The sequence below is a fragment of the Candidatus Nitrosacidococcus sp. I8 genome (assembly GCF_945836005.1).
In the GTDB taxonomy this organism is placed as follows: Bacteria; Pseudomonadota; Gammaproteobacteria; order Nitrosococcales; family Nitrosococcaceae; genus Nitrosacidococcus.
This window is the reverse complement of sequence record NZ_OX241534.1, coordinates 885,181-904,917: the sequence shown is the minus strand read 5'-3', so window position 1 is coordinate 904,917 and position 19,737 is coordinate 885,181. Positions and strand designations below refer to the sequence as shown.

17 protein-coding genes are annotated in these 19,737 nt (G+C 38.0%); 6 read left to right on the top strand and 11 right to left on the bottom strand.

Going from position 1 to position 19,737, the window contains the following annotated elements; translation table 11 throughout:
* Positions 1-10: 10 nt before the first annotated feature.
* Together gyrA and OOL07_RS04485 are read right to left on the bottom strand one after the other, a co-directional pair.
* Positions 11-2,548 carry a DNA gyrase subunit A gene (gene gyrA / locus OOL07_RS04490; protein WP_264695281.1) on the bottom strand — a complete coding sequence of 846 codons (2,538 nt, stop codon included), beginning with the start codon at positions 2,546-2,548 and terminating at the stop codon, positions 11-13.
* A gap of 116 nt (positions 2,549-2,664) precedes the next feature.
* On the bottom strand, positions 2,665-3,387 hold the full coding sequence (locus OOL07_RS04485) for a hypothetical protein (RefSeq protein WP_264695279.1): 723 nt from the start codon (positions 3,385-3,387) through the stop codon (positions 2,665-2,667).
* 81 nt (positions 3,388-3,468) lie between these two features.
* On the opposite strand from OOL07_RS04485, the gene OOL07_RS04480 reads away from it, so the two are divergent.
* The gene (locus tag OOL07_RS04480; RefSeq protein WP_264695276.1) at positions 3,469-3,990 is read left to right on the top strand and encodes an adenine phosphoribosyltransferase; all 522 of its coding nucleotides are present in this window, start codon (positions 3,469-3,471) and stop codon (positions 3,988-3,990) included.
* Positions 3,991-4,050: 60 nt separating this feature from the next.
* On the opposite strand, the gene OOL07_RS04475 is transcribed toward OOL07_RS04480, so the two are convergent.
* The 4 genes from OOL07_RS04475 to nhaA form a co-directional block, all read right to left on the bottom strand.
* Entirely contained in the window at positions 4,051-4,200 is a 150-nt protein-coding gene (locus OOL07_RS04475; protein ID WP_264695274.1) for a PEP-CTERM sorting domain-containing protein, read from the bottom strand.
* Positions 4,201-4,351: 151 nt separating this feature from the next.
* Positions 4,352-4,630: a hypothetical protein gene (locus tag OOL07_RS04470; protein ID WP_264695272.1), complete on the bottom strand. Its 279-nt coding sequence runs from the start codon at positions 4,628-4,630 to the stop codon at positions 4,352-4,354.
* Positions 4,631-4,783: 153 nt separating this feature from the next.
* On the bottom strand, positions 4,784-6,556 hold the full coding sequence (locus OOL07_RS04465; protein WP_264695270.1) for a M61 family metallopeptidase: 1,773 nt from the start codon (positions 6,554-6,556) through the stop codon (positions 4,784-4,786).
* Positions 6,557-6,571: 15 nt separating this feature from the next.
* Positions 6,572-7,894: a Na+/H+ antiporter NhaA gene (nhaA, locus tag OOL07_RS04460; protein WP_264695268.1), complete on the bottom strand. Its 1,323-nt coding sequence runs from the start codon at positions 7,892-7,894 to the stop codon at positions 6,572-6,574.
* 157 nt (positions 7,895-8,051) lie between these two features.
* On the opposite strand from nhaA, the gene OOL07_RS04455 reads away from it, so the two are divergent.
* Positions 8,052-9,119, top strand: coding sequence for a 3-deoxy-7-phosphoheptulonate synthase (locus tag OOL07_RS04455; protein WP_264695267.1), 1,068 nt, complete (start codon positions 8,052-8,054; stop codon positions 9,117-9,119).
* Here OOL07_RS04455 and OOL07_RS04450 read toward each other — a convergent pair.
* Both OOL07_RS04450 and acpA read right to left on the bottom strand, forming a co-directional pair.
* Positions 9,112-9,717 carry a class I SAM-dependent methyltransferase gene (locus OOL07_RS04450; RefSeq protein ID WP_264695265.1) on the bottom strand — a complete coding sequence of 202 codons (606 nt, stop codon included), beginning with the start codon at positions 9,715-9,717 and terminating at the stop codon, positions 9,112-9,114. The two genes, OOL07_RS04455 and OOL07_RS04450, sit on opposite strands and share 8 nt — an antisense overlap.
* A 26-nt stretch (positions 9,718-9,743) precedes the next feature.
* Positions 9,744-11,429: an acid phosphatase gene (gene acpA / locus OOL07_RS04445; RefSeq protein ID WP_264695263.1), complete on the bottom strand. Its 1,686-nt coding sequence runs from the start codon at positions 11,427-11,429 to the stop codon at positions 9,744-9,746.
* An 88-nt stretch (positions 11,430-11,517) separates the two neighbouring features.
* On the opposite strand from acpA, the gene OOL07_RS04440 reads away from it, so the two are divergent.
* The 4 genes from OOL07_RS04440 (at position 11,518) to OOL07_RS04425 (ending at position 16,678) form a co-directional block, all read left to right on the top strand.
* The gene (locus tag OOL07_RS04440) at positions 11,518-12,468 is read left to right on the top strand and encodes a LysR family transcriptional regulator (RefSeq protein ID WP_264695261.1); all 951 of its coding nucleotides are present in this window, start codon (positions 11,518-11,520) and stop codon (positions 12,466-12,468) included.
* A 74-nt stretch (positions 12,469-12,542) separates the two neighbouring features.
* Positions 12,543-14,906 (top strand): TonB-dependent hemoglobin/transferrin/lactoferrin family receptor, encoded by a 2,364-nt coding sequence (locus tag OOL07_RS04435; RefSeq protein ID WP_264695259.1) that lies wholly within the window; start codon positions 12,543-12,545, stop codon positions 14,904-14,906.
* 79 nt (positions 14,907-14,985) lie between these two features.
* The gene (locus tag OOL07_RS04430) at positions 14,986-15,693 is read left to right on the top strand and encodes a DUF6607 family protein (RefSeq protein ID WP_264695258.1); all 708 of its coding nucleotides are present in this window, start codon (positions 14,986-14,988) and stop codon (positions 15,691-15,693) included.
* A 184-nt stretch (positions 15,694-15,877) separates the two neighbouring features.
* Entirely contained in the window at positions 15,878-16,678 is an 801-nt protein-coding gene (locus OOL07_RS04425) for an inositol monophosphatase family protein (RefSeq protein WP_264695256.1), read from the top strand.
* Between the two features lie 7 nt (positions 16,679-16,685).
* Here the strand turns inward: OOL07_RS04425 and OOL07_RS04420 are convergent, their stop codons facing one another.
* From OOL07_RS04420 to OOL07_RS04410, 3 genes are all read right to left on the bottom strand, one after another.
* Positions 16,686-18,080, bottom strand: a complete 1,395-nt coding sequence (locus tag OOL07_RS04420; protein ID WP_264695254.1) for an undecaprenyl-phosphate glucose phosphotransferase — start codon at positions 18,078-18,080, stop codon at positions 16,686-16,688.
* A gap of 6 nt (positions 18,081-18,086) precedes the next feature.
* Positions 18,087-18,812, bottom strand: a complete 726-nt coding sequence (locus tag OOL07_RS04415; RefSeq protein ID WP_264695252.1) for a polysaccharide biosynthesis/export family protein — start codon at positions 18,810-18,812, stop codon at positions 18,087-18,089.
* Between the two features lie 106 nt (positions 18,813-18,918).
* The gene (locus OOL07_RS04410) at positions 18,919-19,719 is read right to left on the bottom strand and encodes a polysaccharide biosynthesis/export family protein (protein ID WP_264695250.1); all 801 of its coding nucleotides are present in this window, start codon (positions 19,717-19,719) and stop codon (positions 18,919-18,921) included.
* Positions 19,720-19,737: the final 18 nt, after the last annotated feature.

Below are 19,737 nucleotides of genomic sequence, written 5' to 3'. Positions count from 1 at the left end.
TTTTAATTTATTATGTAGATTCACTTTCTTCAACAATTCGATCAATACCCACTAAACGATCACCACTCAAAAGATTAATTAATTTAACCCCTTGAGTATTTCGTCCCATCAGGGGAACGCCTTCTACAGGACTGCGAATTAAGGTACCATTATTTGTAATTAATACAATATCATCTTCTCTTTCCACTTGAGTAGCCCCAATCACTTGACCATTCTTAGGGGTAGTACGAATAGAAATAATTCCTTTCCCCCCCCGCCCTTGAAGGCGGTATTGAGTAATCGGTGTGCATTTCCCATAACCTAGCTCTGTTGTAGTTAAGATAGCACCACCTTCTGCAATTACTAGGGCAATTACTCGGCCACTTGTATTAAGGTCAATTCCTTTTACACCTCGTGCTGTTCTCCCCATAGATCTCACTTCTTGTTCTGAAAACCGAATGACTTTACCTTCAGAACTAAATAACATAATTTCCTGCTGACCATCGGTAAGCACTGCATTAATCAAATAATCCTCTTCATCTAAATCTAGAGCAATAATGCCATTAGCACGAGGTCTAGAAAATTCTAGTAGCGATGTTTTTTTCACAACCCCTGAAGCAGTTGCCATAAAAATATACCTACCCTCATCAAATTCCCGTGTTGCAAGAATTGCATTGATTTTCTCATCAGAATCTAAAGGAAGTAGATTAACGATAGGTTTTCCACGAGTAGTTCTTCCTCCTTGAGGAAGTTCATGAACCTTTTTCCAATATACTTTACCTCGGCTTGAAAAACATAATAGCGTATCATGGGTATTACCAATAAAGAGTTTATCAATAAAATCCTCTTCTTTCATGGTGGTTGCCGCTTTACCCTTACCACCTCGTTTTTGAGCACGATAAGTATCTAAGCTCTGAGATTTTATATAACCACCATGAGATAAAGTAACCACTACACTTTCTTCTTGAATTAAATCCTCAATGGCAACATTAACGCGCTCATCTCTAATTTCAGTACGACGAGGACTAATATATTGGCTTTTTATTTCTGTTAATTCTTCTCTAATCACTGCCATCAGTCGATTAGGGTTAGAGAGAATCTCTAATAACGATTGAATTAAAGCAATGATTTGTACATATTCATCAATAATTTTATCTTGCTCTAATCCTGTTAATCGATGAAGACGCATATCTAGTATTGCTTGTGCTTGAATGGGGGATAAATAGTAGTTATTTTCTATAACTCCATAATTTTTATCCAAATTTTCTGGTCTAGAAATATCACTACCCATCCGTTGTAACATATCTGCTACAAAACCTAATGACCAAGATTGGGATAAAAGTGCTTCCTTAGCTGCTGCTGAATTAGGTGAAGCCTTAATCAAAGCGATAATAGGATCAATATTGGTCAATGCTAAAGCTAATCCCTCTAAAATATGAGCCCGCTCCCTTGCTTTTCTTAAGTCAAAAATAGTGCGCCGTGTTACTACCTCTTGACGATGCTCAATAAAATAGGTCAGTACTTGCTTTAGATTTAATACCTGCGGTTGTCCCTTCACAAGGGCAACCATGTTAATTCCAAATACAGTCTGTAGCTGGGTATGAATATAAAGCTGATTAAGTATCACCTCAGGTATATCCCCTCTGCGCACTTCGATGACCATCCGCATTCCTTCCTTATCAGACTCATCTCGAAGACCTACAATACCTTCAATCTTTTTCTCTTTAACAAGGCTACCAATTTTCTCAAGCAGACGAGCTTTATTTACGGTATAAGGTAACTCAGTAACAATAATACTTTGTTTAGCACTCTTTTCATTATTTTCTATATAAGTACGTGCTCGAATGAAAACTCGCCCTCGACCTGTACGATAAGCACTTAAGATCCCATCGATACCATTAATAATTCCAGAGGTGGGAAAATCTGGTCCCGGAATATACTTAATTAATTCATCCACTCCTAGATCAGGATCATCGATTAGTGCAATACACGCATTAAGCACTTCTCCAAGATTATGAGGTGGAATATTAGTGGCCATCCCTACCGCAATCCCAGAGGATCCATTAGCTAGTAAGTTAGGTGTTTTCGTAGGTAAAACAACAGGCTCTTGTTCTACTTCATCATAATTTGGGACAAAATCTACCGTTTCTTTATGGAGATCAGCAAGTAACTCATGGGAAATTTTTGCCATGCGAATTTCGGTATAACGCATCGCTGCAGGAGGATCGCCATCGACAGAGCCAAAATTTCCTTGACCATCTATCAACGGATAGCGCATTGCAAAAGGCTGTGCCATTCTTACAATCGCATCATAAACTGAAGTATCTCCATGAGGATGATATTTACCGATCACATCTCCCACAATTCTTGCTGATTTTTTGTAGGGTTTATTCCAATCATTATGGAGTTGCTCCATCGCATATAACACCCGTCTATGCACAGGTTTTAGCCCATCTCGTACATCCGGTAATGCTCTACCCACAATTACGCTCATAGCGTAATCGAGATAAGATTGTTTCATCTCATCTTCGATATTAACGGGAAGAACTTCTAGGGCAATATCATCCATAACGATTTAATATTCCTTCTATCTATGAGTTTATTTAGGTAGGCTAAGACAGTTATTATATATCGAGATTATCCAATTGCCTAAAATAGGGGAATGAGTGATATAAATAGTGAAATTTACTCATCTGGATACTCAGATGAATTTCTCTCTTTAAAAAATTTTTTTAAATCACTCTCAAAATTTTGCAAAATACTCTCTAATCCATTATTCCATCCTTGCACTAAAGATTCTGGAGTAGGTTTTACAATTTCCGTTTCGATTCTAAAACCTGTTTGTAATACAATTTTTAAAGGATTATCTTGTACTGATTTTTTCTTCTTCTTTTTTTCGTTCTGAATTTGCATAAGATCTTCAATCGAATAATCTTCAGGAGATGGTTCAAGGAGAAAAAACTGGATTTCCATAATGGCTAAAGGTCCCTTAGGGCTATCAAAATCCCCATATAAAGCCGTAATTGCCCCTTCTAAAGTTTGGGTAACTTTAAGTTTAGTTTTGCCTTGAATAGCAGTATTAAAAAGCCCTGTATGGCTTAAATATCGACTGACCTGATCTGTAATCAAAATCTCTGGGGGCTGAATAAATGCTTGGTTCCGCTCTGTCTGAAACCAAGAATTATTCTTCTGGTAAGTTAGGGTAATATCTTGATAACGAGGACTTATTCGAAAAGGTTTTATCTCTAAAATCCGCTCCCTTGCCTCACCAGAGGGCTGTTCAATCACCCGCTCTACTTCTAGGGTATACAATCCCTGTTTTGCAACATTTTTTTTATGAGACGCACATCCACTGACAATACATATAATTAAAAAAACGTAAAAAAATCTAAAAAAAGTATTTACCATAGTGTAAAAATTAGAAATTAGTCTTGTATACTCAACAGGATAATTGATAGCGACTAATAATATTTAATCATAGAAACATTTATGGACATAGATCAACTTAAAGGGATTGTGCGTGATATTCCAGATTTTCCCAAACCCGGCATTTTATTTAAGGATATTACCCCACTTGTTAAAGACCCAGATGCACTAAAGTTCATTATAGGTCATGGATTAAACCTATTCTCAAGGCAAAATATTACTGCGGTTGCAGGAATCGAAGCTCGAGGATTTATTTTTGGATCTTTAATGGCTTGGGAGTTAGGGGTTAGCTTTATTCCTCTACGTAAGCCCGGCAAACTTCCCTATAAAGTACGAGAAATTTCCTATACAACAGAATACAGCACTGCAGCTTTAGAAATCCATGAAGATGCCCTTAGCTCAAAAGATAACGTTTTATTGGTAGATGATTTATTAGCCACCGGGGGATCGGCTAAAGCGGCATGCGATCTAATTAAGCAGCTAGGAGCTACCATAGCTGCCTGCTTTTTCATCGTAGAATTAGATTTCTTAAATGGAAAAGAAATTCTTAAAGAATACCCAGTGCATTCTTTACTTCATTATTAGATATTAAAGAGTTTTTGTTAGGGTGCACTTATAAGTGCACCCTAACAAAAGAGAACCTATTTAGCTCAATGATCTCATCCGAATCCCGAGTAAAAGTAATCCCAACCCAAATAAACTTAAAGTGTAAGGTTCCGGGACACTTTCTGAAGGCGATAGGAAAGTGATGGTGACTAAGCCATCGCCTGATTGAATACCAGCCTGTTCTATCATGTTGGTTGCACTGGTTGCTAGAAAAGAAGTGCCGCCGTCGCTTGGTATGCCTAAGCCACTTCTGCCACCACCGCCGTTGCCACCGCTGCTTTCACTGCTGCTGCTTCTGTTATCGGGACCACCTACTCCCCCTACATCGATAGTGAGCAGCTCACCCACTGAAAGAAAAAAATCCTCCCCCTATCTCGCCACCTAGACCGCCGTTGCTGTCGCTGTTATCAAAGCCACCTGCCGCCCCATAAGCAATAATTTGGTAGGTACCTGCTGTGGGAGCTATAAAGGTCTGGGCACTTCCCGTGTAGTTGAAGGTGGAGGTAATAGGAGCTGCCAAGACTGGGGTAGCCAAAGCAATTAGAGTGAGTAGTGCAGTGCCAGCTAGGGCTGGTTTAAGTTGGCGTTTCACCACAGCACAATTAATGTATGTATGCATAAAGTAAATGCCTCTCATGATTGATTGTATAAATCATTAAGTACAAGCACTTAGAATATGATAGTTTTTCCCTCTTATGCGATCTTAGAAAGATCTTTTATAGTCTTGGAATTCTTTGAAAATATCCTCCCTCCACAAACATAGTTTAAGAATTTAATTAAGCCAAGATTTTCTTGTAATAATTGCCTCTGAAGAAGCCTGTTCATTAAAACTTAAAAGACAGATATTTTTAAGAACAGGTTTTAGAATGACTTGAAATGAATGTAAGATATCTGCCCGAAAAGCATGAAGCGTGATCGTTGTGTCTACAGGATAGGCAGCAATTAAATTTTCTAAATTCTCTGCCGTGGCTTTAATGCCATCTATTGCAATAATGATATCTCCTGCTGCAATGCCTCCAAGTTGCGCTGTACCATGATCAAAAACCTGGCTAACTTTTGCCTCTAATATTTTTGGCGTTAGTTTTACTCCTAGCGTTGCTTGAGGTTGCTCCTCTTTTTTGTTTGAATAATATAATTGGTAGTGAATGCCTACCCATTGAAATAAAGATTCTAACTCTAGATCTGCGGTGCCTCGCAAAGCATGATCAAAAAATGCGGTTAGATCTAAGCCAGACATTTCTTGAACGAGTTGTTCTATTTCATGTTCCAATAAACCTTGGCCTTGCTTACCATAAGATTGCCAAAGTATTTTCATCACATCATCTAAGGAGCATTTCCCATGAGTTTTTTGCCTTAAAGTTAAATCTAAGGCTAAAGCAACTAAAGATCCTTTTGCATAGTAACTGACAATCGCATTGGGAGCATTCGCATCTTGCTGATAAAACTTGGTCCATGCATCAAAGCTAGAATCGGCTAAACTTTGCTTTAATCTCCCTGATCCTTGCAATACTCTAGTAATGGTATGGGAAAGTAAAAACAAATAGCTCTCTGAACTAATTAACCCTGTACGCACTAAGGCAAGATCATCATAATAAGAAGTGATTCCTTCAAATACCCAAAGTAGGCGGGTATAGTTTTCCTTGGTTAAATCATAGGGAATAAATACCATAGGTTTAATTCGCTTTACCTGCCAAGTATGGAAATACTCATGGCTACACAGACCCAGAAAGGTACGATAGCCTTCTTTATTCAAAGGACTGGCTATCTGGGGAAGATGATCCCGATTGCAAATTAATGCTGATGAAGCTCGATGTTCCAATCCCCCATAACCATCACCGGTTGCTTTAATTAGAAAGACATAGCGTTTCATAGGAGCCGGTTCACCGAAGAATCGAATATGGTGTTCACATAAAACTTTTAGATCTTTACATAACCGATCCATATCGGTCCGATGATATCCTGAAATCACAACATCATGGGGTACATTACAGGCATAAAAGGTAGCCAAACTAAATTGCCCCATTTCCACTGGATGATCAATCAACTCTTCATAATTATCTGCCTGATAATTTCCAAAACTATAAGGCTTTGCTCCTGCAGCTTGAAAAGCAGTGGCTACTTTCCAATGTTCATAAGCTTTTCCTATAGGGGGTGAAATGGTAATTTCACAGGGTTGGTTTTCTTGCCCGATGACTTTAAGAAATACGCTACTCCCATTAAAAAACCCTCGAAAAGTATCTAAATAAGCGGTACGCACTGAGTCATCCCAAGCATAGACCTCGTAGATGATTTTAAGAGATTGGGCTACTGGAACGCATTGCCAAGTGGATTTATCTATTTTTTCTATGGCTATAAGTTGCCCCCGAGATTCTGCTTTAAGCTGTATTACATGCTTTGCAAAATCTCGGATCAAATAACTTCCCGGAATCCAGGCAGGTAGTAATAACTTTTGCCCTTTAGGATTAGGATTTAAAATAGTTAAGGTAATTTCAAATAAATGGGCTTGGGGATTTTTGGGGTAAATATGATAATGAATATCTGCCATAATGAATCTTAAATCCTAAGATTTACGAGAAACTTGATAAAGCCAGCCTAATCCTATGATGGCAGAAAGGAAAGAGGCAAGAAAAATACCTAGTTTCGCCTGCTCTATATGGTTTATATCCGTAAAAGAGAGTTGGCTAATGAATAAAGACATGGTAAAGCCAATACCTCCAAGCCATGACATCCCAAAAAAATGCTGCCAAGCCACTCCAGAGGGCAATCTTCCCCATCCTAAGTGAACGGTAATCCAGCTAGAAAGGCTAATCCCAATAAATTTACCTATGGCTAACCCAAACATAACTCCTAAGGTGACTTTTTCTGAGAATAAATCAGACCAAGTGATTTGGCTTAAATCAATTCCGGCATTTGCAAGAGCAAAAATAGGTACAATTCCAAAAGCAACCCAGAGATTAAGAGAGTTTGCCATTCGCTTTAGGGGGCTTTGGGCAATAATCCCAGTATCAATTATTTCTGAAATAGATTGGTTAAATTCTAAGTGAGATAAGCCATTTCTATTTTTTGTTTTAGAGAAATCCTCAGTTTTCTGCTCAAAATCTTTAATATCCCTAGAGCCATAAATAGGAATAGTCATCGCCAGTAAAACACCGGCGAGAGTAGCGTGTACTCCGGATAGCAGCATAGCGTACCAAAGCACACTCCCTACTAATAGGTAAGGAATGAGGCTTTTAATTCCGCTTCGATTAAAAAATAACAGCAATAAAAATAAAAGCCCTGCGGATAATAAAGCTTGAGTATTAATAGTATCTGTGTAAAAAAGAGCAATGACGACTACGGCACCAAGGTCATCGGCAATCGCTAAGGCAGTTAAAAATAAAATGAGATTTTTAGGGATGCGATCTCCCAGTAAAGTTAAAATACCTACCGCAAAAGCAATATCAGTAGCTACTGGAATACCCCAACCTGATATAGCTAAAGTGCCTGTATTAAATCCTGCATAAATGCACGCTGGGACAATCATTCCCCCCAACGCAGCAATAACAGGTAGCAAAGCGTTTTTAAATGAAGAAAGCTCTCCTACTAATACTTCATATTTAAGCTCTAGTCCTACGAACAAAAAGAAAAAAAACATTAATCCATCATTGACCCAATAATGCCACGAGAGTTTTAGGCTAAAGCCTTGGCTGGCTAGGATTTCTAATGATTGATTCCAGAATCGATAGATTGCTTGTTCCCCGAGCCATGTAGATAAAGTTAAGGCAAAAATAGTGGCAATAATTAAGACAATACCCCCAGATGTAGGGCGTTGGAGAAACCCTTTAATGGGTAGTAAAATACGATTACAAGAAGATTCCAAAAAATAAGGGGTATTTATCATCATAAATCATTAATTCTTAATTAATTCAAACCTGAAAATTTATACTAATCACTCTATACTATAAGCCTTTAAGGTCCAAAATTAATTTATTCTAAGGAGTAAAGATCTATTTTTTTAGCATCTTTAATAAAGGTGTAAAGTAATAAATCTAAGATAATTCATGAATTTCCCTACTGAAAACTTACGTATTAAAGAAATAAAAGAACTCATTCCACCTGCCCAGCTTCAAGCAGAGCTGCCTATTACTCATGAGGCAGCAGCAACCGTCTATCAAACCCGACAAGCAATTCAGAAAATTCTTAAAGGTGAAGATGATCGGTTAATTGTAATTATAGGACCTTGTTCTATCCATGATCCTAAAGCTGCTTGGGAATATGCAAAGCGGCTTCAGCAACTAAAAAGTGAACTAAAAGATAGTTTATTAGTTATTATGCGGGTTTACTTTGAAAAACCCAGATCTACCGTAGGTTGGAAGGGATTTATCAATGATCCCCATTTAAACGATAGTTTTCAGATTAATGAGGGGTTGCATTTAGCCCGTAAGCTTTTACTCGATCTAGCCTCGGCTGGCATACCTGCTGCTACTGAATTTTTGGATTTAATTAGTCCCCAATATGTGGCCGATTCAATCTCATGGGGTGCAATTGGTGCTAGAACTATTGAAAGCCAAGTCCATCGTGAGTTGGCCTCTGGGCTTTCATGTCCTGTAGGATTTAAAAATGCTACTAACGGTAGTCCAGATCCTGCTATCGCAGCAATCTTATCTGCCTCAAAACCTCATCATTTTCTTTCTGTCACTCGAGAAGGTCATTCTGCCATTGTTTCGACTACAGGCAATTCTGATTGCCATCTTATTCTACGAGGTGGAAAAACTCCCAACTATGATAAAGAGAGTATTGATAGTACAGCTAAAAAATTGGCTAAAGCAGAACTTGCCCCTCAAGTTATGATTGACTGTAGTCATGGTAATAGCGGTAAAGATCCTAAGCAACAAATTCAAGTAGCTAAGAATATAGCATCACAGATTGCAGCAGAAGATCAACGTATTATTGGGGCCATGTTAGAAAGTCATTTAATCTCTGGTCGCCAAGATATTGTTCCAGGTCAACCGCTTACCTATGGACAAAGCATTACCGATTCCTGTATGGGTTGGGAAGAAAGTGCAGATCTGCTCCATGAATTAGCTCGCAGTGTGGAGAGGCGAAGGGAGGCAAAGAATACTAAGTAAATTTCTGCCAAACCAGTAGTTGGTTATTGGCTGGCATGGCATAATCTTGTTGCAAGGATAATCCTGCAATTTGTGCCAACTTATTTACGGCTTCAAAATCTCGGATCCCTTGTTTAGGGTTCCGGGATTTTAACCAAGTGTCAAATTGCTCATTACTAACACTAGTATAGGTATTATGATAACGAAATGGTCCGTAGATACAGATCATTCCATTTGGCTTTAAAATCTCGCCTACCCTTTGAAAAAAAGATTGTACTTCTTCCCAAGCACAAATATGCAAAGTATTGGCACTAAAAATACCTTCTATAGTAGAAACTGACCAAGGATTCTGTGCCACATTTAAAATGATAGGATTATACAAATTTGTAGATGATTCCAATGTGCTTAAGTTTTCCTTTAAAATTGCTACAGATTCAATATCTTTCTCACTTGGCTGCCAAGTTAAATATGGCAATTGCCTACTAAAATAAGCAGCATGTTGCCCGGTTCCACTACCTATTTCTAGGACTTCACCTGTATCTTTAAAAATAACCTTAAGTCTCTCTAAAATAGGCTGTTTATTATTTTCACAGGCTTGGGAAAAATACTTTATTTGCATACAGAGCAATAAAAAATTAAAAGAAACTAGGCATTAAAATCAAGGGAATTGGTTAAATCTCCGGGTGCGGGAGTACCTGCCGCTTCCAGTGCCTCATCTCGTGTAATAATACCGGGTAAAGGTTCAAGTCCAAATCGTACATTTAAAAATCGCTGTATTGACCCTGTATCATAGATGGTGTGATCTACAAATCCTTGTTTAGCAAATGGGGATATCACGATCGCTGGAATTCTAGTACCCGGTCCCCAACGATCTCCTTTAGGAGGAGAGATATGATCCCAAAATCCGCCATTTTCATCGGGTAACACTAAAATTAACATATGCTCCCATTGGGGACCTTGTTTAAGAGTATGAACAATATTATCAATATGAAAATCCCCAGAATCTACATCTGCATAACCTGGGTGTAAACTTAAGCTGCCTTGAGGTTTATAAAATGCCACTTGAGGTAAGTTACCCGATTCTGCATCAGCTAGAAATTTATTGGTACGAGAACTATTTCCTATACCCCCATCTCGTAGATGATTTTTTCTATCCTCAGTACCTGGAGCGTAGCGCTTAAAATAGTTAAAAGGTTGATGATGATATTGGAAATTTGGCACTTCCGGGAAATTAGCATGAATGCCATTAAAGCCCTTACCCTCTAGTGCCATTTGAAACCCACCCCCATACCAAGCCCATGAAATACCAGCATCAGTTAGACGCCCCCCAATGGTCTCATGGTGTTGTGGTGGAAGCACTGCTGAACTATTCCGTTTAGTTAAATGGGGGTTTTTTTTATCTGCACCTATACCTGAGGGCATATAAGGTGGTTCCATTGAATTGACACAATAAAAATCAGGGGTAAGTGATCCTATTCGAGAAAATTTTAGAGGTCCTTTTTTAGGGTTTATAGGGGAGTATTTATCTAGTATAGGATGAATTCCATGTGCATGCTTCCCCTTAATCAGGGTAATTTTATTCTTAGCAATGCCCCAATCAGCACTAGGGTAAAGTGGAGGTTGAGCAGCAATTAAGTATTGATGTGCCAAAAAAGAGCCCCCAAAGCTACCCATAAACCAGCGATCACATAGGGTATTTTCTTGAGCAAGCTGCCACATCTTTAAATTTGCATTGGTAGTTGTATATCGAGCCATAGGTAGGGCGCCACTATCACTATAAGCGACAAACATGTCATTACGCCCTCCATTAATTTGCAGTTGATTACGGTAAAATTCATGAATTAAATCACGATGAATGACGCTATGGGGTAATGGATCACCCCTTTCATCTGTTAAAACCCATGGAGCATTAGGAAGCGCATGATTAAAATCTTGTAAAAGCTGGTATTTGCGATTTCCCACAACTTGCTCATAGGGCACAAGACCTTTCCATATAGGAGGTAATCGTTTTAATATATCCCCATTAATGTCCCGTTGAACTAAAAGTTCAGGAGGCATACTTGCCAACGGATCTAATAGTCCTGGAAAATCAGCAAATAAGCTATTGAAAGAATGATTTTCAAAATAAATGACAACCACATTATAAATTGTCTCTTCTAGACGTTTTCTAATTGCCTGTTCAGTACGGAGAGAGGTATGAACAAAGGGAGCATATCCGGTAGCAAGTAAGGCACCTGTGACCGCTATCAATTTTAGTGCTTTACGTCGTTCTGGATCCTGAAGAGAATTACTATCATTAAAGTGTAGATCGTCCTTAAAAGTACCTTTCACTATTGAAAAATCCTAAGTATCTTAAAGTAAGCTGGTTTTTTAATTTATTATTTAGAGAAATAAAAAAATTTAAACTTTAAAAATAAATATGTTCATTGAGTTACGTCATTTAAAAACCTTATTAAACCTTCAAGAATACGGTAGTGTAAGTAAAGCCGCTGATCATCTGCATTTGACCCAGTCAGCAATTTCTCATCAATTGAAGTCTCTAGAAGATTATTTTGATTGCCCTCTTTTTATTAGAAAAAGCCACCCACTACAATTTACTTCAGCAGGTATGTGCTTATTGGAACTGGCTACATCCATTTTACCCCAAGTAGAATCTACGGAACGAGATTTAATTGGAATGGCACAAGGACAACTTGAACGGCTTCATATTGCCGTGGAGTGCCATAGCTGCTTTCAGTGGCTTCTACCTGCTATGAATAAGTTTCGCACCCAATGGCCCAAAATAGAGATGGATCTCTCCCTTGGTTTTAGCTTTGAACCATTGCCTGCCCTACGGCGAGGTAATATTGATTTAGTCATTACCTCTGATCCAGTAGATCATCCTGATATTAGATATGAGCCCTTATTTCAATTTCAAGGGGTATTGGTGGTTTCCCCTACCCATTCTTTAAGTGGGAAATCTTGGGTTGATCCCGCTGATCTTAAAAATGAGATATTAATTACCTATCCTGTAGAAAAACACCGACTAAGTATTTATACCCATTTTTTAGATCCTGCCAGGATTAGTCCTGCTGGGCGTAGAACTGCAGAGCTTACCCTAATGATTCTACAGCTAGTTGCAAGTAATCGAGGTGTCACTGTGTTGCCTAGCTGGGCAATTGTCGATGAACTTGCTCGAGGAGATGTTAATTCCCTTAGTTTAGGTAAAGAGGGATTATGGGCAACCCTATATGCTGCCGTGCGTACTAAGGAAAAAGAACTTCATGCTATGAAAAATTTTACCCAGCTTGCCAAAGAGACTTGTTTTAAAAATCTATCGGGCATTCTACCTATATCCCCTGCCCACTCCTCTCTTCACACTATATTTTAGAGTTGATCTTTTAAAAAATATTTATTATATTTAAATGTAAATAATAATTATTTTCATTTTAATTTTTAATAAAAATGAACTCTGTACTACGAACAATAATAATTTGTACTGCATTTACAACAGCCTCTGCATTTTCATCAGATAAATCAGAAGACAACGATTCAGAGATAACAAGTGACCGAGCTGCAAAACCGCTTTCTAAAATGAAAGTCACTGCTCAATCCCATGAAGCTGCCCCCCTTTCATCTATTAAGTTAGATATTCCCGGAACAACCTCTACTATCGGTCGTAGCCAAATGGATCAACAAATGGATCTTACTATTCGTGACCTTGTTCGTTTTGAGCCGGGTGTATCTGCAATTGGTACAGCAGGTCGATTTGGCTTAGATAGCTTTAATATTAGAGGACTGTCCGGTAATCGCACCTATATGGAAATAGACGGGGTACCTATGGCAGATTCTTTTGGGGGTGATATTAGCGGTACTATGCGTGGTGGACGGGATTTTATTAACCTAGATCAACTTAAAGACGTTGATATTATTCGAGGTCCTGCCTCTGCTTTATACCCTTCCTTTGCTTTAGGGGGCTCTGTATTACTTAGAACAAAAGATCCAGTTGATTATTTAAAACCCGGTCAGCTAGCCTCTGGATTTATTAAACAACAGTATACGAATGTGGATGGTAGCTTTTCCACCACTGCATCCCTTGCTGCAGGTAACCAAGAGCATGGTTTTCTACTCACGGGAAATTATCGTACAGGTCACCAAATGAGCAATATGGGCACGGTAGGAGGAACAGGGGCTAGCCGTACCTTAATTGATCCCATGCACTATCATATTGAGAGTTTAAATGCCAAATACGTACATAATTCAGATAATAATCGTAAAGATTTTGCAATTTTTGATGTATTACAACAATATACCACCACTGATGGTTTGGCTCAGTTAGTGCCAGATCGGGCAGGATTTACCCCGAATTTTTATAATTCCCAAGACAGCAGTACTCGAATTCGTGGTAGTGCAGGGCAAGAATTTCAGCAATTAGATTCTATTTTTGCTAATAAACTAGATTGGACGGCTTATTGGCAACAAAGCCAAACAATTAATGATCTTCAAACTGATTCAGCAACGACTGATCGATTTTTTCATACTATGCCACTTAGGCAAACAATAATAGGAGGTAAACTTGTAGCGACTAAAACACTTGATGATAACGAGCAGCAGAGCCCAATTCATCATCAATTGAGTTATGGGACCCAAATATGGGTTACAAATACCCAGTCCAATGCAACAGGCTATGGAGTCAATAAAACAACTGGAGAAGTAGGTAGTGGTCGAGCATTTCTACCAGGTAACTATCCTATGCATCTAATTCCTGAAAGTAATACTTACCGCTATGCCCTATTTGGAGAGTATAAAATTGAATTATTTGATCGCAGCTTAGTCATTACCCCGGGACTAAGAGAAGAATACTATAGTTATCAGCCAGAAGATGATCCGCTATACCAACGTTTCAACCCTGTATTTGCAAAGCAGGATTATAATGTCAACCATCTCTCGCCAAAACTAGGTGCTATCTGGCACTTTACCAAGGAATTTAGTATTTATACTAACTACGCCGATGGATTCAGAGCCCCACTGTTTAGCGATATCGCTGGAGGATGGAGTGAACAAGCAGGACCTGGATTTAATATCGGGTTTTTACCCAACCCAAATATCAAAGCGGAAACCAGCCATAATATGGAAATTGGTGTACGAGGAGAAGGACACGTAGGTTGGTTTAATGCAACTGCATACTATAACCGCTATGACAACTTTATATGGCAGGGCTATGCCCTGTCCCCTTCCCAAGTACCTCCATGGGCATCTCAAACGGTGCCTGGTGGAGGTACAAATTTATTTTTTCAAGCAGTCAACGCCTCCCAAGCGTGGATTAAAGGGATTGAATTAAGTGGACTACTACAGCTAGGTACTTTTCATGATTCGCTAAGAAATTGGTCTTTACGAGGCAATGCGGTTAAAGCTGTGGGCGAGCTTATTGAGCCTGGAAATGATTTTTATTCACCGCTCAATACAGTTGATCCGGCTAAGTTAGTTGCTAGCCTTGATTACACCACATCTAAATGGGGTGCTCAATTAGTAGGTACGTTAGTTGAGCGGCACTATAAATTGAGTGATCCTAGTTTTTTCCGTCCTCCGGGATATGGCACTATGGACTTTTTTGTTCATTACTCCCCAGTTGAAAATCTAACCTTATTTTTTGGAGCCAATAATCTTACCAATGCCAAATACTGGGATTGGGGGAATTTAAATAGTGGAGTACTTGGTAATTTTCTTAACGGTAATGGGGCTAATGATGCAGGAACTGGTGGATTGCCTGTTGACCGGTTTACCATGCCAGGTCGGAATTTTAGTGGTACTTTACAGTTTATTTTTTAAAAAATATTAATGATTATCATTTACATTTTAATTGTTATTTGATATTTTAATTCAAGATAAATAAAATATAGGAGCTATCATGATACGTTACCATCATATATTGACATTAACGACCCTAATTGGAGGAGGAGTAAATGTTGCTTTAGCACAAGAAACTACCCCTAAAGGTATAGAAAATGTAGAGAATGTTTCAGGATGCTTTGATGTTACTTATCGTTTTATTGAAGATGGAGCACATGATATGTTCTCTAAACAACACAAGCAAGAACTGGCCAATCCTAATAGGGAATGGATTAGCTTTAAGGAAAAGGAAGGTGAAAAGAACACATTCATTCTACAACATGTTACTTTCAGCAGAGAGAAAAAAGAACCTCAATCCCATTTTCATGAAATATGGAGATACAATTCTAATACAGGAAGCTGGACTCAAGAAATCCGAAGTAATGCCTATGGGAGCGAAAAAACTAAACTAAGATACGAATGCGCTGCCTCTTGGAATATGAATCAATGGTCGTGTCATTCAGCAAATGAAGCTGGAAAACCTTTTAGAGATAGTGGTGCCACTTTTGGTTTTGATCGCACTGATTATGATCATTTAAATAGAAGTAATTCGATATTAGTTACACCTAAAGGCTGGGTTCAAAGTGAGCATAACAAAAAAGTTTCTGCTTCAGGTACTGTGGTTTCTTATGAATTAGGATGGATCACCTATGAACGACTTGAGGATGGATTTTGCGAAACAGCAATCAAGCCTTATCCAAGAGAAATTTCAACTAAACAACCATAGCTAACGCTAAATTGCACTTCACTTACACTGGACTCTGTTTTAAAGAACTCCACTTACGTAAGTCCCCGAAAACCTCTATCCTCCTAGGGGCTTCGGGGTTTTTTTTAGCTTTTGTTTATCTCTATATGCTGTAACATAGTTAATAATTCATTATTCGATATAAATTAAAAATATAGCTATTACCATGTGCCCAGATCTAGATCAGTTACGCCAAATCGTTATTCATACGGCACAAGAGAATCTCCCTCACCGATTTGCAACGATTAAAAGTCAATGGAAAGCTGATGGTAGTCTACTCACTGAGGCAGATTTAATTATGCAAAAGCAAATTAGTGAATCGCTTACTACTCATTGGCCTCAATTTGCTTTTTTAGGTGAGGAAATGGATGAAATCCAACAAACCCAATTACTCTCAGATACCACTCAAGGAGTTTGGTGCTTAGATCCTCTTGATGGCACTCGAAATTTTGCTGCAGGAATCCCCTGTTTTAGCGTTTCTCTAGCCTTAATTATGAATCAAGAAGTCGTAACTGGAGTAGTATATGATCCATTGCGAGATGAATGTTTTAGTGCGCAAAAAAATCAAGGGGCTTGGATAAATGAAAAAGTATTAGGAAAGATCTATCCTCATGAACCACTCAACAATGGCATCGGTTTAATTGATTTAAAACGATTACCCCCAGATCTTGCCACTCGACTTGCCACCCATCCTCCTTATAGCTCTCAGAGAAGCTTAGGATCGGTAGCACTTGATTGGTGTTGGCTCGCTGCAGGTAGAGGTCATGTTTATCTTCATGGACGGCAAAAAATATGGGATTATGCAGCAGGTAGTTTAATCTTGCAAGAAGCAGGTGGTTATGCTACTACCCTATCAGGAGAATCCGTATTTAAACCCACGCTTCAACCACGATCTGCAGTAGCTGCCTTAAAAAAAGAATTTTTTGATGAATGGACTGCTTGGCTGGGAATTAATTTATTAATATAAATTAATTTTAACGAGCGTTTTTATGTATAAATCCCTTGTAAAGGGTAGTTAAGATAATTTTAATATCAAGCCAAAAAGACCAATTTTCAATGTAGTAAAGATCATACTCTACCCGCTTTTTCATCTTCTCAAGGGTATCTGTTTCTCCTCTCCAGCCGTTGATTTGTGCCCACCCTGTAATACCCGGTTTAATTTTATGTCGCTGCATATAGCTCCCAATCAGCTGCTTATACTCATCGTTATGTTCTATTGCATGAGGTCTTGGACCAACAATAGACATGGTTCCTTCTAGTACATTAAAAAATTGAGGAAGCTCATCGAGACTTGTCTTTCGTAAAAAAGCACCAAAAGGAAAAATCCTTGAATCACCTTTAATTGCTTGGGTTACTTTACCATCTTCCTTATGAGTATGCATGGAACGAAATTTATACATAGTTATTGGGGTTGCCCCTAACCCATGCCTTTTCTGCTTAAAAATAACAGGTCCAGGCGAGCTCAATTTAATTCCTATAGCAATCATTAATAATAAAGGGCTAATTAAAAGAATAATGAAAAATGCTAGTACTTTGTCTTCTACATCCTTAACAAGGATATTAATTCCTGTAATAGGGGTAGCTGATAGATTTAAAACAGGTAACCCAGCAATTTCGGATGTAGAGTAATTAAGTAATTGAAAGCCGTAAATATCTGGAATAAGACATAAATCTACGGTTGAGTGATGTAAATCTTGAATAAACTCTTTGATTAGCCCACCCTCTTCAAAAGAAATCGCAATCCATGCCTGGCTAACTTCCTTTTCTTCGATAAAAGCAGCAGCTTCTTTGATATGTCCTATAGTAGGTAAATTAAATTCATTTTTAAAATCAGCAGGATTTTCACAGAAAAAACCCACGATTTCAATACGCACCCAAGGTGAAGATTGAATTCGTTCAATCACTTCTAAGCTAGATTTTAAAGATCCTATTAGAACAATTTGCTTTCGATAAAATCCTTGATCAATAAACCATTTTGAGGATAAATGCCAAAAAAATCGCTCTGCTAATAGTCCTCCCCAGCCTATAACTGCCCACAGTAATGCCCAGCCTCTAGAAAATTTATCTCCTGTCTTTGTAATAAAGGCAATTAAAATTAAAGTGAGTAAAACGCTCCCCCAGCCTAAAATGATGGATTTAAATCCATCTAAAACAGAATCTTTATGCCATAGTTTAAATTCATACAAACCAAATTGAGGAAACACGATAGCAGTAAGCAAAGTACTCATGCCCACTACAAAATAATACTCTGAAGGGAGTAACCAAGATCCTAAATAGGCTTTATGGGCAATACAAGCAGCAGCAAAAATAATAAGTGCATCATAAACAAAAAGTAAACTTTGCTGCTGATAGGGATATTTGATTGCCATTCTAAACTAGAAAAATGCGGTTGGGCTTATGAATATATGAAAGAATCTAGTCATTTCATCCCAAAATACATCGAATTTATCTTGATTTACAATCACAACATCATTAGCATGAATTTGAGGATCTATTGCTTTCTGGTTACGAATTGCATGTACATTATAAAAATACATTTTTCTATCCTTTCCAATAGTACGAATTAAGCCTACCTTAGATAGATTTGCAAACTCTCCTTCACCTTGAGCCGCAGAAATCGCTTGTACAAGTGTAGTGTGTCCTTCAATAGGAAAAAGTCCGGGTTTTTTTACTTCCCCAGCAACAGTGAATCGTTTACTCACATGCTCCACAATGGAAACACTTACTTGAGGGTTTTGTAAATATTTTTCTCCTAAAATTTGAGTAATATTGGCTTCTAATTCATCAGGGGTTAGTCCAGATGCCTGAATAGAGCCAATTAAGGGTAAGGATATTGTTCCTCCATTATCTACTACAATTTCTTCCTCAGAAATCTCATCCACTTGAAATACATCTACGCTTAATACATCAGATGGACCAATTTGATAATCATACTGGTTAAGTGATTTTGCTAAGTCTGAAACAGATAGCTTTGCTTTAACTTTAGAATCTTCAGTAATAGAAGTAGGATTAGTAGAAGGTTGCTCAAGTTTATGATCGGAAGATTGAACAGCAACTCTTCTAGAGTTATCAGTTAGTTTTCCCTGGTAACTATTATTCACACCACAAGATGGTAAAATTATAAATAAAAGTAAATAAAGAAAAATAACTTTCATAAATTATAAGTTACTTAAGCTAAAGTTTATCAAAAGTAATGCTGCTAAAAGATTAACGGAAAATATTACCTGATGGATTAAGGAATACACCAAAAAATCTAGTAACTTTCCTCCAAACTGCTTTACCGCCATCTTTATTTACTACAATCACATCATTGGCATGAATTTCAGGATCTACTTCTTTTTGATCGCGAATTGCATTTACATTGTAGATATTTATTTTTTTACTACCCGCTACGGTACGAATTAAACCTACCTGGGATAAATCTCCATAGTACTCCTCTCCTTCAGCAATAGAAATTGCTTCTAATAGGGTTGTAGATCCTTGAATAGGATAGAGTCCTGGTTTTTTTACCTCCCCTGCTACCGTAAATCGCTTACTTATATGTTCTATAATCGAAACACTTACATGAGGGTCTTGTAAATATTTTTCTCCCAAAATCTCAGTAATCTCTGATTCAAGCTCTTTGGCAGTCAATCCTTCTATTTTTATAGAACCCACAAGAGGTAAAGAGAGCATACCGTTGTTACCTACTCTCACTTCTTTTTTAGAAAGTTCTTCTACCTGAAATACATTGACCCTGAGTAAATCAGAAGGACCAATTTGCTGATCATACTGATTTAAAACATCTTCACTATCATCAATAGGTAAATTTTCTGAATTAGGATCGATAACAGACAATCCCTCCATACCAAACATACCTGTATCTTTAATTGTCGCTACGGAAATGGGGTCAGTAGAAATTTGTTCAAATTTAAGTTCAGACTGGGTAGCTGCTTTTTCTGATTTTTTATAGCTACTTACTGATCTCCCTTGATAAGCATTGTGCACACCACAAGCAGTCAAAAGCATAGGAATCAATAAATAGGG

Excerpts from the sequence above, each read along its gene's own strand:
- gyrA (WP_264695281.1), bottom strand. The coding sequence starts at position 2,548 with ATGGATGATATTGCCCTAGAAGTTCTTCCCGTTAATATCGAAGATGAG.
- OOL07_RS04485 (WP_264695279.1), bottom strand. The coding sequence starts at position 3,387 with ATGGTAAATACTTTTTTTAGATTTTTTTACGTTTTTTTAATTATATGT.
- OOL07_RS04480 (WP_264695276.1), top strand. The coding sequence starts at position 3,469 with ATGGACATAGATCAACTTAAAGGGATTGTGCGTGATATTCCAGATTTT.
- OOL07_RS04475 (WP_264695274.1), bottom strand. The coding sequence starts at position 4,200 with ATGATAGAACAGGCTGGTATTCAATCAGGCGATGGCTTAGTCACCATC.
- OOL07_RS04470 (WP_264695272.1), bottom strand. The coding sequence starts at position 4,630 with ATGCATACATACATTAATTGTGCTGTGGTGAAACGCCAACTTAAACCA.
- OOL07_RS04465 (WP_264695270.1), bottom strand. The coding sequence starts at position 6,556 with ATGGCAGATATTCATTATCATATTTACCCCAAAAATCCCCAAGCCCAT.
- nhaA (WP_264695268.1), bottom strand. The coding sequence starts at position 7,894 with ATGATGATAAATACCCCTTATTTTTTGGAATCTTCTTGTAATCGTATT.
- OOL07_RS04455 (WP_264695267.1), top strand. The coding sequence starts at position 8,052 with ATGAATTTCCCTACTGAAAACTTACGTATTAAAGAAATAAAAGAACTC.
- OOL07_RS04450 (WP_264695265.1), bottom strand. The coding sequence starts at position 9,717 with ATGCAAATAAAGTATTTTTCCCAAGCCTGTGAAAATAATAAACAGCCT.
- OOL07_RS04440 (WP_264695261.1), top strand. The coding sequence starts at position 11,518 with ATGTTCATTGAGTTACGTCATTTAAAAACCTTATTAAACCTTCAAGAA.
- OOL07_RS04435 (WP_264695259.1), top strand. The coding sequence starts at position 12,543 with ATGAACTCTGTACTACGAACAATAATAATTTGTACTGCATTTACAACA.
- OOL07_RS04430 (WP_264695258.1), top strand. The coding sequence starts at position 14,986 with ATGATACGTTACCATCATATATTGACATTAACGACCCTAATTGGAGGA.
- OOL07_RS04425 (WP_264695256.1), top strand. The coding sequence starts at position 15,878 with ATGTGCCCAGATCTAGATCAGTTACGCCAAATCGTTATTCATACGGCA.
- OOL07_RS04420 (WP_264695254.1), bottom strand. The coding sequence starts at position 18,080 with ATGGCAATCAAATATCCCTATCAGCAGCAAAGTTTACTTTTTGTTTAT.
- OOL07_RS04410 (WP_264695250.1), bottom strand. The coding sequence starts at position 19,719 with ATGCTTTTGACTGCTTGTGGTGTGCACAATGCTTATCAAGGGAGATCA.